The organism is Gilvimarinus algae, assembly GCF_030518215.1.
Lineage (GTDB): Bacteria > Pseudomonadota > Gammaproteobacteria > Pseudomonadales > Cellvibrionaceae > Gilvimarinus > Gilvimarinus algae.
On record NZ_JAULRT010000047.1, the window covers coordinates 154331 to 168335 of the forward strand.

Genomic DNA, 14005 nt, shown 5'->3' on the forward strand with positions numbered 1-14005 from the left:
TGCGCCATGCTCAGGGCATGTAGACCACTTCCACGTCATCGTCGTCATCATCATCGTCGTCGCCGTCAGCCTTGTGAGCTTTGCGCGCCGCCCGATGCTGCTCGCGCAGCGATTCGATACGCTCGCGTACTTCGGCTTGCATCGCCGCTTGAAACGCCTCTTCAGCTTGCCGGGCCTCTTCGTCTTCGCGCTCGGTCAGCCAAAGCGCTTCCAGGTGACTCATCAGCGCCGAGGCCAGGGCGTCAGTGCCCAGACCGCTTGCTGCTGCAACCTGGTACACCGGCGCCTGCCAATTCAATTGCTCGGTGATACTCTGGCAAATTGCCTCGCGCTCTTCGAGGGGCAAGAGGTCGATTTTGTTGAGCACCAGCCAGCGCTCACGCTTGGCCAGATGGGGGCTGAAAGTCTCAAGTTCCCTGACGATAGCGCGCACATTGTCCACCGGGCTTGAGCCGTCCGGCGGCGCCACATCCACCACATGCAAGAGCACGCGACAACGGGTGAGGTGTTTGAGAAAGCGAATGCCGAGGCCCGCGCCTGCCGCCGCGCCCTCAATCACACCGGGGATGTCGGCGACAACAAAACTGCGATGTTCCTGCACCTTGACCACACCGAGGTTGGGCACCAGAGTGGTAAAGGGGTAATCGGCCACTTTGGGCTTGGCCGAACTCACCGAACGAATCAAGGTGCTCTTGCCGGCATTGGGCAAGCCGAGCAGCCCGACGTCAGCCAGCACTTTCATTTCCAGCTTGATATTGCGCACCTCGCCCTCACTGCCCGGCGTCGTCTGCCTGGGCGCGCGGTTGGTGCTGGACTTAAAGCGGGTGTTGCCCAGGCCGTGAAAGCCGCCCTGCGCCACTTTGAGAATCTGACCGGCCTCGGTCAGATCGCCCAGAGTCTCACCAGTGTCTTTATCAATCACTGTGGTGCCAATAGGTACAGGCAGGGTGAGGTCTTCACCGCTTTTGCCGCGGCAGTCTTTGCCACGGCCCGACTCGCCACTCTGGGCGCGAAAGCGCCGGGTATAGCGATAATCCACCAGGGTATTGAGGTTTTCATCGGCGCGCAGAAACACACTGCCGCCATCGCCGCCGTCGCCGCCATCAGGGCCGCCCTTGGCGATGAATTTTTCCCGTCGAAAACTCAGGCAGCCATTGCCGCCGCGACCGGCCTCGACCACTATGGGCGCCTCATCAACAAATTTCACGGTAATCCCCGTTCAGTTTATTCCAACCACATCAAGCCCCCATAAACGGGAGCGCTAGCGGCAGCAGCGAGCTGCCGTTCATTTACAGTTTACACCAACAAAAAAAGCCCCATCGCTGATCGACGGGGCTCTTTATTTGCCGGCTTGCGCCGAAGGCTGACAAGCAGCCTGCCGTAAGTGACTTACGCGGTTTCGATAGACACGAAACGGCGGTTTTTGTCACCTTTGGTTTCAAATTTTACTTTTCCGTCTGCTTTGGCAAACAGAGTGTGGTCTTTACCCACACCAACGTTTACACCCGGGTGAAACTGGGTGCCGCGCTGACGAACAATGATTGAGCCAGCCGAGACTGCTTCGCCACCAAAGCGCTTGACACCAAGGCGTTTACTTTCCGAATCGCGACCGTTGCGTGTACTACCGCCTGCTTTTTTGTGAGCCATGAGTAATCTCCTGCTTAACCTTTAATACCGGTGATTTTCACTTCAGTGAACCACTGACGGTGGCCCTGACGTTTCATGGAGTGCTTGCGACGACGGAATTTGATGATTTTCACCTTGTCCGCACGGCCGTGGTTTACCACCTCGGCAGTCACTTTGGCTCCGTCTACCACGGGTGCACCGATTTTTACGTCGTCACCGTTGGCGACCAGATACACCTTGTCAAATTCGATTTTCTCGCCGGTGGCGACTTCGATTTTTTCGAGCTTCAGGGTTTCACCTTCCACCACACGATGCTGCTTGCCACCGCTTTCAAAAATTGCGTACATAATTGCTCCAATGGTCTTGGACGGCACGAAGTAACGCGGCCACACCGCGTGTTTCGGGCACTTGCGCCGTATCAATAGCGTTAGGGGCGGCGATTTTAGGGCAAAGCAGGGGTCAAATCAACCGTTTTTAGGGATTATTTGCACAGTCCAACCCTTGGTATGATGCGACCTAGCCCCTATAATGCCCGGTCTTTAATTATCACCCTTAACCGCAGGGAATCACAGCCCACAATGCAAGAGCACTATCACCCCGCCGAGGTGGAATCCCAAGCCCAGAGCCATTGGGAAGAACACCAGAGTTTTGCCGTTAACGAGGACACCAGCCGCGAGAAATTCTATTGCCTGGCCATGTTCCCCTACCCCAGCGGCAAACTGCACATGGGGCACGTTCGCAACTACACCATATCTGACGTTATCGCCCGCTTTCAGCGCATGCAGGGGAAAAACGTTCTCCACCCAATGGGCTGGGACGCCTTCGGCCTGCCGGCGGAAAACGCCGCCATTAAGAACAATACAGCGCCGGCCAAATGGACCTACTCCAACGTCGAGTACATGAAAGGCCAACTCAAGCAGCTGGGCTTTGGTTTCGACTGGAGCCGCGAGCTGGCCACGTGCCGCAGCGACTACTACCGCTGGGAGCAGTGGTTCTTTACCCGGCTCTACGAAAAGGGGCTGGTGTACAAGAAAATGGCCACGGTCAACTGGGACCCGGTGGATCAGACGGTGCTTGCTAACGAGCAGGTCATTGATGGGCGCGGCTGGCGCTCCGGCGCTGTCATTGAACGCAAAGAAATTCCGCAGTGGTTCATCCGTATCACCGCCTACGCCGAAGAGCTGCTGCAGGATCTGAACAAGCTGCCCCACTGGCCCGAGCAGGTCAAGACCATGCAGCGCAACTGGATTGGCAAGAGCCGCGGCATCGAGATGCGCTTTGACCTGGCGCAGAAGCTGGGCGAGCACACGGGTTTTGAGGTCTATACCACCCGCCCGGACACTCTAATGGGTGTCAGCTATGTCAGTCTGGCCGCCGAGCACCCCATCGCCCAGCAGCTGGCCGAAGGCAACGCCGAGATCGCCGCCTTTGTCCAGGCCTGTAAAGAGCAGTCGGTGGCCGAAGCCGATATGGCCAATATGGAAAAGAAAGGCATGGATACCGGCCTCAAGGCCCTGCACCCCATTACCGGCGAAGAAGTGCCCGTTTGGATCGCCAACTACGTGCTCATGGATTACGGTTCGGGCGCTGTTATGGCCGTGCCCGCCCACGACCAGCGCGACTTTGAATTCGCACAAAAATACGAGCTTCCCATCAGTCAGGTGATCGCGCCGCAAGACGGCAGTGCCATCGATCTGGAGAAAGAGGCGTTTGTCGATCAAGGCATACTGGTCAACTCCGGCGAGTACGATGGCCTGGACTTCAAAGCCGCCTTCGACGCCATCGCCCAGACCTTAAAAGCCGCGAAAAAAGGCAAGGTGCAAACCAACTATCGTTTGCGCGATTGGGGCGTATCCCGTCAGCGCTACTGGGGTGCCCCCATCCCGATGTTCAATTTACCGGGCGGCGGTGAGATTCCCGTGCCGGCGGACAAGCTGCCGGTGTTGCTGCCGGAAGACGTGGTGATGGACGGCGTGCAGTCGCCCATTAAGGCAGACCCCGAATGGCGCAAAGCCGAAATCGACGGCAAACAGGTGGAGCGCGAGACGGACACCTTCGACACCTTTATGGAGTCCTCCTGGTACTACGCCCGTTATACCTGCCCCAATTTTGCCGACGGCATGCTGGACTCCGACGCGGCCAACTACTGGCTGCCGGTAGACCAATACGTGGGCGGTATCGAACACGCCATCTTGCACCTGCTCTATGCCCGCTTCTTTCACAAGCTGATGCGCGACGAGGGGCTGGTGGAGTGCGACGAGCCTTTTGAGCGCCTGCTGTGTCAGGGCATGGTTCTGAAAGACGGCGCGAAGATGAGTAAGTCCAAGGGCAACACCGTCGACCCGGCCGAGCTGATTGAGCAGTACGGCGCCGACACCGTGCGTCTGTTTTCCATGTTCGCCGCACCGCCGGAGCAGAGCATGGAGTGGAGCGACTCGGGCGTCGAGGGGGCTCACCGCTTTTTGCGCCGCCTGTGGAAGAGTGTGCACGGCCATCTGGCCGCCGGCACGCCGGGCAAACTCAACGCTGACGCGCTGAACGATGCCCAGCGGGACCTGCGCCGCAAAACCCACGAGACCATCGCCAAGGTCACCGACGATTACGGCCGCCGGCAAACCTTTAATACCGCCATTGCCGCCGTCATGGAGCTGATGAATGAGGTCGGCAAGCTCGCCGACAGGGCAAGCCCGGAAACCCTCGCCGTCGAACGCGAAGCGCTGGAGGCGGTCGTGCTGATGCTGGCCCCTATCGTGCCGCACATCGCCCAGGCACTCTGGTCCGCGCTTGGCTCCGGCAGCATTCCGCTGGATACCCCCTTCCCCGCGGTCGATGAGGCAGCGCTCAAGCGCTCCAGCATTGAGGTGGTAGTGCAGGTCAACGGCAAAGTCCGCGATAAGGTACAGGCGCCGATAGACGCCGAAAAAGCCGACGTCGAAGCCCTGGCCCTGGCCCAGAAAAACGTCCAGCGTTTTCTCGAAGGTGTTACCGTGCGCAAGGTCATCGTCGTGCCCAACAAACTGGTCAACATTGTTGCCAACTGATTGCGGAAACTGCCTATGAGACCTCTGCTGGCCGCCCTGCTGATCCTACTCGCCGGTTGCGGCTGGCAGTTGCGCGGCGAACTGATGCCGCCACTCGACATCAACCACCTGCGTATAGAGGCGAGCGAGGAGCACACCGAGCTGCAGCGTGAGCTTGAGCAAGCCCTGGCCCGCCAAGGCATCGCCGTGGTAGAGCCGCCCGCCGAGGCCGGGCACACACTGATACTTGGCGACGAATCCTTGACAAAGCGCACCGTCGGCGTGGGTTCGGACAGTCTGGCGGCCGCCTTTGAACTCACCCTCGAGCTCGACTATCAGCTGTACGACAGCGCGGGTACGCTGCTCGCCCCCGCCAGCACCGCTCAAGTCATTCGCTCTTTCGATGCCAGTGACCCCACCGGCCTCGAACGCGAACAGGACCTACTGGAGCGGGAAATGCGCCGCGAACTGGTGCAACAGCTGATGCGGCGCCTGTACTTTAGCCTGCGGGACGCCCCCGGGGCCAATACCGGGCGGGAACCCTAAATGGCCAAGCTGCGCCCCGACCAGCTCGGCCGCGCACTGGGCGAACGCCTGGCACCTGTGTATCTGGTCAGCGGCGATGAGCCTCTGCTGGTGCAGGAAGCCTGCGACAGCATACGGGCCGCGGCCCGCCACCAGGGTTTTGATGAGCGCGAGCTGCATCACGTTGACGCCGGCTTTGACTGGGCCCTACTGCACAACGCCGCCAGCAGCCTGTCGCTGTTTGCCAGCAAAAAAATCATCGAACTGCGCATTCCCAACGGCAAGCCCGGCGACAAAGGCGCCCGGGCCCTGGGCGAGTACGCCGCCGCGCCTTCGGAAGACAACCTGCTGCTGATCGTCACCGGCAAACTGGACGCCACCGCCACCCGCAGCAAATGGTACAAAGCCCTGGAAAGCGCAGGTGTGCACCTGCCCGTCTGGCCCATCGACCCGCCGCAGCTGCCCCGCTGGATTGGCCAGCGCCTGAAACAGGCCGGGCTGGAAACGGATTCCACCGCCATTGAGTTGCTCGCCTCGCGCATTGAGGGCAACCTGCTGGCCGCCGTGCAGGAAATCGAAAAGCTCAAGCTACTGGCGCCGGAGGGCAAGGTCGGCGCCGAGCTGATGGCCTCGGTGGTGGCCGACAGCGCGCGCTACGATGTCTTTGGCCTGGCAGACAAAGCCCTGGCCGGCGATGCCCGGGGCGCGGTGAAAAGCCTGCAGGGCCTGAAAACCGAGGGCACAGAGGCGCCGGCCATCCTCTGGGCGCTGACCCGCGACATACGTCAATTGCTGCAAGCCGCCCACCTGCTCGGCCAGGGCCGCCACCCGGACTGGACCATGAAACAGGCGGGCATCTGGACCAAGCGCCAGGGCCTGGCTGGCAACGCCCTGCGCCGGCTCAAAGCGCCACAGCTGCAACTGCTGCTGCGCCAGGCCAGCGGTATCGATCGCGCCATCAAAGGTATGCGCAACGCCGACCCCTGGGATGAGCTTCTGGATCTGGTCCTCAACCTCGCCGGCACGGCCAGCCTGAAGCCAGCCAATGTTCATCTGGGCCTCAAGCTCTGAACCCATCACTCGATAACATTCGCCTTTACAATAAAGAGAGCCACACCATGATTGACACCGCTTTCAAACGCCTGATAAAGCCGCTATCTGTAACCGGTTTCTTCCTGCTGTCGTGCCTTGCCGGTACGGTCGCACTTGCCGAACAGCCACGCTCGACTCAGCCCGTACCGCGAACCCAACAGTTCTCCTGGATGAGCCTGTCGAGCTGGTACCAGCGCCATGCGGACGATGTCGCTCTGGCCGAGCAGGGCCAGGCCCGCGTCGTCTTTCTTGGCGACTCCATCACTCAGGATTGGAACCACAAGCTCTGGGAGCAGCACTTTGCGCCTTTGGGGGCGGTCAACTTCGCCATTGGCGGCGACCTGACCCAGAACATGCTCTGGCGTTTTGACCACGGCAATGTAGAGCAACTGGACCCGCAGCTGGTGGTGCTTATGGCCGGCGTCAACAACTACCTGCACCACAAAGCCACACCCGAAGACACCTATGCCGGAGTAAAGGCGGTACTTGAGCGCGCCCTCAACGCCTACCCCAACGCCCAGGTCATACTCCAGGGCATACTCCCGTTTGGCGAGAGGCCCAACACGGCCGAGCGCGATTGGGTGATCGCCAGTAACCGACTGATCCGCACACTTGCAGAGGACCATTCACGGGTCAGCTATTACGACTTTGGCGAGCGGTTTTTGCAAAAGGACGGCCGCATCAGCAAGGAGATCATGGGCGACTACCTGCATCCCAGTGCGGCGGGCTACGCCCTCTGGCTGGACGAGCTTTTGCCGCCGGTTAAAGCGGCGCTGGAACAGGAGTAAACCATGCGCTACTGGCCTGTCATTTTGTTGCTGCTATCGGCCGTTAGCAACGGCCATGCAGAGACGCCGCCGGAGAAAACTCTGGCAGCCGACCATACCCTCATACGCTGGAGCGGCCGCGAGATCGCCGAGCAAGGCGCGGTGCGCTTTGGTTACCCAGCGGTCAGTGCCACGGTGCGCGTCTCCGGCGGCACGCTCGGCATGACCGCTCACAGCACCAAAGCGGGCAGCGTCCTCTCCGTTACCGTCGATGACGGCGAGCCCAGGCGCATACGCCTCTCTGACACCCCCGAACGTTACCCGCTGCTGCAGGATGCCAAGGGGCCGCATACCCTGCGGATCAGGCATGAGTCCGAAACCTGGCGCGGCATTGTCACGCTGGAAGGCTTTCATCTCACCGGGGGCGATTTTTTACCGCCGCCTCCGGCTCCGGAGCGCAAACTGCTGGTGATTGGCGACTCGGTCACCTGTGGCGAGGGCGTCTATACACCCCAAGAGGGCGACTGCAAAACTCACCCCAGAGAACCGGGCGCCGGCGATGCCTATGGCATGCTAATGGGCCGTGCACTCCATGCAGAAACCCAATTGGTGTGTTACGGCGGGCGGGGTCTGATTCGCAGCTGGAATGGCAGGACCGATGAGCTACAGGCGCCGCAGTTTTTCGATCTCGCCATCGCCGAACAAGGCGGTCCCGCTGCCGATCTGCAGGCATTTGTACCGGATATTATCCTCGTCTCCCTGGGCACCAACGACTTCAACCTCGGTATCGGCGCCTTGCCCGAGCAGGACACGTTTGTCGGCGCATACGTACACTTCGCCGAACGCTTACTGGCGCTTTACCCCGAAGCGATAGTCGCACTCACCGAGGGCTCCATCGTCAACGATCAGGCAGATCCGGCGCGCCCGCAAAAAACCCGACTGCGGGAGTACATTGCGCAAGCTGTCGCCGAAATCGACTCTCCGCGCCTGCATCAACTGGAATCGCCTTACTACCCGGGTGATTCATGCGACGCGCACCCCACCGGGGCCCAACATCGGGCCATGGCCAATGCATTACTGGAGCAATTGAACGGGCCTGTACAGGCAATTGAGAGGCATGACGCAAAAAAAGCTGAACCATAACGATAAATAACATTCCAAGGCTTGTATTGGCATTGCGGCTGACGCAAAGTGAATGAACCTCTGATTAATTTTCGCCAGTCCGGACATTGATCAGAGGTTCCTCAAGCTTGCATCAGGCAAAATTGCACACTAACGTTAGTGTCATTAGGAGTCAGGTAGAGTTTATGAACGACAGCAGATCGTCCAGCAACGTGCCGGTAATCATTGTGGTGCTGGTGCTTATTGCCCTTCTGGCCGGCTTTATCTACTGGTACAACACCCGGCAAACCGAACCCGAGCCGGTAACAGCCGCACCTACCGCCCCCGTGCCTGCTGTACCCGCGCCCGCACCAAAACCCGAACCGGCCCCAGAACCCGAGCCCGAGCCTCAACCTGCGCCCGAGCCCGAAGTGGTTGAACCACCGGCGCCCGAACCCATTCCAGAACCCAAAGTGGAGCTGCCACCACTGAACGAGAGCGACGACTTTGTCGCTGAGCAACTGCAAAGCGATATCCAAAAGCCCGAGCTGCTCAACCTCGTCGTCCCCGAGGAAGTGGTGCGCAAAACCGTGCGCGCGGTCATCGGCGTTTCGGAAAACCGTCTGGTCAACCAGTACCGCCCAGTGCTTTCGCCCCTGCCCACCATGGGCATCACCCAAACCGCCGGCGGTCCCGAGCCGGAATACCGGCTGACAGAAGAAAACTATCAGCGCTACAACAAGCACATCGCTCTGATGCAGTCGGTAGAGCCCGCCACCCTGGCCGCCACCTACCGCTCACTGGAACCAATGTTTGAAGAAGCCTACGCCGAGCAAGGCCTAGAAGGCAGTTTTCGCGACGCACTGCTGCAAGCGGTCGATAACCTGCTCGCCACCCCGGATGTGGAGGGCCCTTTCACCTTGAAACGCCCGGCGGTGATGTACAAATACGCCGATCCGGAACTGGAAGCCTTGCCCGAGCCACAAAAACTGATGTTGCGCATCGGCCCGGATAATCGGGAAAAGGTCGAAGCCTATCTTCGCGAGTTTAAAAGAGCGCTAGAGGCGCAATAAGCGGCAAGAAAAACCTAAAGGGCTGGATTTTTCCGGCCCTTTTTTATGCATAGCAAATGGTTTTCTGGACGGCGATGGATCATTACCTAAGCAAAGAAATCGAGGATGTGGGACGCTTGTATCTGCGCCCCATTGCTTTAAAGGATGCACCCCGAATCGCAGAGCTCGCCGGTCACCCAGAGGTGGCAAGCTGGACGTCAAACATCCCTCACCCCTATCAACTAGGGGATGCAAAGTCCTGGATCAAAAAAACCCATGCCGACCCGCTGCGTCAACCTTTCGCGATCATCACCGAGGGTAAACTCTTAGGCTGTGTTTCTTACTGGGAGAACAACGATGGAAACATGGAAATCGGTTACTGGGTCGGACGCCCCTACTGGGGCGCGGGAATTGCCTCACAAGCGCTTAAGCAACTGCTAAAATCCGAACCAGAATTAAGCGCCTCTCCACTTGTGATCGCACGAGTCATGAAGGGCAATATGGCCTCGCAAAGAGTCCTTATCAAAAATGGCTTCCGGTCCGAAAAACCCTGCTCCATTACTAAGGCAGGAAAAGAAATAGACGGGCTTGTGTTTCACCTTCGCAAATAACGCAACAGCGCAACCACCCACGACTCCATCACGGATTGATACAAATATTTTTGAAGCATTGGGATCGGGCCCTACTAATCACATAACGCTTACTGCATAAACGCATTGCAAACTGTAAGGGCTGCCCCTTGAAATTCATTTGATTATATAATGAATCTCATCGAATAACTGGTACTAATTCAGGGTAAAGGTCACTCTTTACCAAAAGGCTTCGTCAATAACACCAACTTAGGCAAGAGGGTCAGAGATCCCAGGATGGCGGCGAACATGGCCAGCGCCGTTAACAGTCCAAAGTAGATGGAGGGAATAAACTCCGACAACGCCAGTATGGAAAAGCCGACAATAATAATCACGGCGGTGTAGTACATGGCCCGGCCGATGGAGGCGTGAGAGTTGTGCATGGCCTGCACATAGTTGCCGGTGCGCGCCAGCTCGTCGCGAAAGCGATAGAGGTAATGAATGGCGTGATCCACTCCCACCCCGACGGTGATGGCGGCAATGGTGATGGTCATCATATCCAGCGGGATGCCGTAGAGGCCCATGCCTCCGAGGACCACGCTGGCCGCGAGCAGATTGGGCAGCAGCGAGATAATCGCGATGGTGAGCGAGCGGAACAGAATCAGGAACATCAACATAATGCCGAGAAATACCGCGCCGAGAGTGACAATTTGCGAGGTAAACAGACTCTGCAGCATGTTGTTGTAGAGCACCAGCATGCCGGTAAAGTGCACTTGCTCGGGCGCGAGGCCCACCTCATCGATGGCGTAGGCACGAATTTTTTCCACCAGCTCGGCGCGTTTGAGCTCAGGGCTGGTTTCCTTTACGCGCAGCGTAATGCGGGTCTGGCGGTTTTCGTCATCCAAGTAGGGCGCCACCAAAAAGCCGCGAATATCCTCCGAGAGCATATTGCGCATCACACCTAGCTCAAAGTTGTTGAGCGCGCCGCCGTTGATGTCCTGGGCCACCTGATACATGGTGTAGAGCGACTGCACCTTGCCCACTTCGGGCAGCGATTCCAGATAACGGTGCAACTGGCCCACGGTATCCAGGCCAACGGGGTTAAACCAGGCGCTTTCTATGTTGTCGGACTGCTGCTCGGCAAAAGGGTCGCCACCAAAGGGATCATCAAATTCGTCGCCCGCGGCCGACTGCTCGGCAGCAAAAGGCTCGTCAAAGCCGAAGGGGTCTTCCTCAACCTCTTCGCCACTTGCGCTGTCAGCGGCGGGCTCCGACTTAACCGCCGGCTCGGTAGGCGCATTGAGAATAATGTCCAGGCTGACGGTGCCACCCAGTTGACGATCGATCACCGACATGCCCTGGTAGATCTCGGTGTCTTCATGGAAATAGTCGATAAAGCGATTTTCCACTTCGAGCTGAGTAATGCCATAACCACTGACAGCAGCGGCCACCAGAGCAATGGCAATCACCTTGGTGCCGTGCTTCTCGGCGATACTCGAAAACCGCAAAGTGGTAGCGGCGGACTGATCACCCTTGTCTTTGGGCTCGCCTTTTTTCAGTACCATCAACGCTGCGGGCAGCAGTAAGAAAGCCAGGACCAGCGCGTAACTCAGACCAATGGTCATCATCCAGCCAAAGTCGATGACCGGGCGGATGTCGCTCACCACCAAGGAGACAAAAGCGACGATGGTGGTCAGTGCGGTATAGAGGCAGGGTTTGGCCATTTGCCGCGCGGTCGCCAGTACCAGCTCGCGCTGCTCCCACTCGGGGTGGCGCGCGTGCAACTCGCGAAAGCGCACCACCAGATGAATGGTAATGGCCAGCGTCATAATCAGCAGCAGCGCAACAAAATTGGAGGAGATCACGGTCAGGCGCCAGTCAATCCAGCTGAGCAGCCCCAGCACACTCACCACCGCCATCAGGCACACCGCCAGGGGTAAGACAACAAAGCGCAATTGGCGGAAAATCAGCGCCAGCATCAGCACAATAAACACCACGATGGCGGTGCCAAACACCACCAGGTCACTGCGGATAAACGCAATCATATCGGCGGTGATCATGCTCACACCACCGAGAAACACCTCGGCAGAGTCGTCATAATCGCTGAGGATCTGGCGCACAGTCTCCACCCGCGCGTGACTTTCGGCGGTTGCCTGGGTGCGGTAGGCGAGAAACTCGGCACTGACATCTTCCAAGCGCTGCTCTTCAGGTTCACTCAAGCCCTCGCGGTTGCGCTTGGCGCGCAGCGCATCGCGTTCGCGCACCAATTCAATGTAGCGATTATCCACCCGCAGGTTGAGCTGCAAGGCCGTGGTTTGGCCATCATCAGAGAGCAGAGTGTCACGGTAGATCGGGCTTTCGAGAAACTCCTGGCGGGCCATTTGGGGGTCGACACCGGGTGTGAGCAGTGTGCGGGTGGATTCCTGCTGCTCGGCCAGCGAGCGGATCGGGCTGTACAACAGTGGCACAGTAAGAATGGAGTTGACGCTGTTCACCCCATCGACGCTGGCCAGCTCGTCCTGCAGCTGTTTGAGGGTGTCGAGGGACTCATCGGAAAACATGGGCGCCTTGGGGGTATAGGTCACCACCAGAAAGTCGCCGCTCTGATAGCGTTTATTGATCTCGCGGAAATAGTCCAGCGACTGATCGCTTTCCAGGGTCAGCGAATCGGCCGAAGCGTCCAGCTTAAAGTTGGGCAGCCCGAGCGCCGCAATCACCGTCAGAGCCAGCAAGGCGGCGATGGTCCAGCGCGGATAACGGGTAATCAGCGCATCATAAGCAGAGGTTAAGACGTTCATGGCGAAAGGTACAGCTCCTTGTGTCGAATATCAGGCGACGAGGCGACATTATGCGCGAAGGCCCGGCAATTAGCGATCGCTGTGTCCCAGCTCGCGCTCGGGATTGACACGGTCGCGAATGCGTTGCTTGAGCACCTTGGCCTCCGGGAAACCACCGTCGCGCTGGCGCTCCCACACCAACTCGTCGCCGAGCCAGACGGCGAAGACGCCACCATCGCCCGGGTGCAAGCTGACCTCATCAAGCTCATCGGGAAAACTGCTCAAAAGCTCCTGCGCCAGCCAAGCCGCGCGCAGCATCCAGCGGCACAGGTTACAGTAGTGAATCACCACCCGTACACGGGCGGCGGGCGGTGCAGAAAAATCGTCAAAGGGCATTGGGGTTTCCTCTACAATAGAGCCTTTCAGACCTTCACTTTAGGTAACAATTCCGCTGTTCGTTTTCTGCTCAAAGCGCAGCAAAAGTGTTACTATTGGTAAATTGGCCGGGGCCTGTTCACACCTGAATGAAGAGCGCCGGTGGTGACTCAGCGCCAATAGTGTGAACAGCCTTTAGTGAGCGATCGGTAGGAATCATGCTGAAATTGCAACGCCAGGACAAGCCGCACCCACCCGTCCTGATTGTCGAAAAACTCTACAGCATCGGCAGCGCCCCGGATAACAATCTTGTGCTCATAGAGCCCAACATCGATCCCGTCCACGCCCGCCTGGTCAACGCCGAGGGCAAGATTACCCTAAAAGACAACACCAGTAGCAGCGGCTGTTTTGTCAACGGCCAGCGAGTAACACAGAAAGAGCTGCACCCAGGCGACGTGATTCGCCTCGGCTCGGCGCAATTTGAAGTTCTGCCCCTGACCCACGCCGACACCCGCCGCCAATCCAACAGGGGCAGCTGGCAGCTGATTGCCGACGGCAGCTGGCTGACCGGGCAGACCTTTACCATCCCCCGGGACCAGCGCTGCGTGATTGGCCGGGCGAGCGAATGTGACATCACCATTTCCGGCACCCACCTCTCACGCCGACATGTCGAGCTGTCGGTGGTCGGCAGTTCTCTGCGGGTACGCGACCTGGGCTCGGCCAATGGCACTTACCTCAATGATCAGCCCGTCGAGGACGATCTGGCGCACAATGGCGATCGGCTGCGAGTGGATGTGTACAGCTTTCGTATTGTCAGCCCGGGCGATGACCGGGAAAAGACCCAGGTGCGCAGCCCACTGCCGGAATTTACCAAGACCGTGGAGCGCAAAACCACCAGCGATGCCCCAAAGCGCTGGAAGACCCGCCCAACCTCCCCAGGCAACCGTATGGAGCCCACCTACCGCGAGGGACGCGGGTTCAACTTCTGGCCCTGGCTGGGTGCCTGCGCCCTGCTACTGGCCGTACTCATCTTTCTGCTGTTGCGCTGAGCATCGCTGGAGTATGTGGTAGAATCCCGCCACTTTTTAACCACTCCTTTTC

The 14005-nt window shown here is 58.8% G+C and carries 13 protein-coding genes; 8 read left to right on the forward strand and 5 right to left on the reverse strand.

Annotated features, from left to right (window positions below; genetic code table 11):
• Window positions 1-10: 10 nt before the first annotated feature.
• The 3 genes from cgtA to rplU form a co-directional block, all read right to left on the reverse strand.
• A complete protein-coding gene (cgtA, locus tag QWI16_RS07030; RefSeq protein WP_302712078.1) occupies window positions 11-1207 on the reverse strand; it encodes an Obg family GTPase CgtA in 1197 nt (398 codons plus the stop codon).
• Between the two features lie 182 nt (window positions 1208-1389).
• Window positions 1390-1647 (reverse strand): 50S ribosomal protein L27, encoded by a 258-nt coding sequence (gene rpmA / locus QWI16_RS07035; RefSeq protein WP_302712079.1) that lies wholly within the window; start codon window positions 1645-1647, stop codon window positions 1390-1392.
• Between the two features lie 14 nt (window positions 1648-1661).
• A complete protein-coding gene (gene rplU / locus QWI16_RS07040; protein WP_302712080.1) occupies window positions 1662-1973 on the reverse strand; it encodes a 50S ribosomal protein L21 in 312 nt (103 codons plus the stop codon).
• A 231-nt stretch (window positions 1974-2204) separates the two neighbouring features.
• Between rplU and leuS the strand changes: the two genes are divergently transcribed.
• From leuS to QWI16_RS07075, 7 genes are all read left to right on the forward strand, one after another.
• A complete protein-coding gene (gene leuS, locus QWI16_RS07045) occupies window positions 2205-4667 on the forward strand; it encodes a leucine--tRNA ligase (protein ID WP_302712081.1) in 2463 nt (820 codons plus the stop codon).
• A gap of 15 nt (window positions 4668-4682) precedes the next feature.
• Window positions 4683-5192: an LPS-assembly lipoprotein LptE gene (locus QWI16_RS07050; protein WP_302712082.1), complete on the forward strand. Its 510-nt coding sequence runs from the start codon at window positions 4683-4685 to the stop codon at window positions 5190-5192.
• Window positions 5193-6242, forward strand: coding sequence for a DNA polymerase III subunit delta (gene holA / locus QWI16_RS07055; RefSeq protein WP_302712083.1), 1050 nt, complete (start codon window positions 5193-5195; stop codon window positions 6240-6242).
• A 47-nt stretch (window positions 6243-6289) separates the two neighbouring features.
• Entirely contained in the window at window positions 6290-7051 is a 762-nt protein-coding gene (locus tag QWI16_RS07060; RefSeq protein WP_302712084.1) for a GDSL-type esterase/lipase family protein, read from the forward strand.
• A gap of 3 nt (window positions 7052-7054) precedes the next feature.
• Window positions 7055-8173 carry an SGNH/GDSL hydrolase family protein gene (locus QWI16_RS07065; RefSeq protein ID WP_302712085.1) on the forward strand — a complete coding sequence of 373 codons (1119 nt, stop codon included), beginning with the start codon at window positions 7055-7057 and terminating at the stop codon, window positions 8171-8173.
• Between the two features lie 164 nt (window positions 8174-8337).
• On the forward strand, window positions 8338-9204 hold the full coding sequence (locus QWI16_RS07070) for a DUF3014 domain-containing protein (RefSeq protein WP_302712086.1): 867 nt from the start codon (window positions 8338-8340) through the stop codon (window positions 9202-9204).
• A gap of 56 nt (window positions 9205-9260) precedes the next feature.
• Entirely contained in the window at window positions 9261-9794 is a 534-nt protein-coding gene (locus tag QWI16_RS07075; protein ID WP_302712087.1) for a GNAT family N-acetyltransferase, read from the forward strand.
• 191 nt (window positions 9795-9985) lie between these two features.
• Here QWI16_RS07075 and QWI16_RS07080 read toward each other — a convergent pair whose 3' ends face one another.
• Both QWI16_RS07080 and QWI16_RS07085 read right to left on the reverse strand, forming a co-directional pair.
• A complete protein-coding gene (locus QWI16_RS07080) occupies window positions 9986-12550 on the reverse strand; it encodes an efflux RND transporter permease subunit (protein WP_302712088.1) in 2565 nt (854 codons plus the stop codon).
• Window positions 12551-12619: 69 nt separating this feature from the next.
• The gene (locus QWI16_RS07085) at window positions 12620-12925 is read right to left on the reverse strand and encodes an Rdx family protein (RefSeq protein WP_302712089.1); all 306 of its coding nucleotides are present in this window, start codon (window positions 12923-12925) and stop codon (window positions 12620-12622) included.
• 197 nt (window positions 12926-13122) lie between these two features.
• Here QWI16_RS07085 and QWI16_RS07090 point away from each other — a divergent pair, with 197 nt between their 5' ends.
• On the forward strand, window positions 13123-13953 hold the full coding sequence (locus QWI16_RS07090) for an FHA domain-containing protein (protein WP_302712090.1): 831 nt from the start codon (window positions 13123-13125) through the stop codon (window positions 13951-13953).
• Window positions 13954-14005 lie beyond the last annotated feature (52 nt).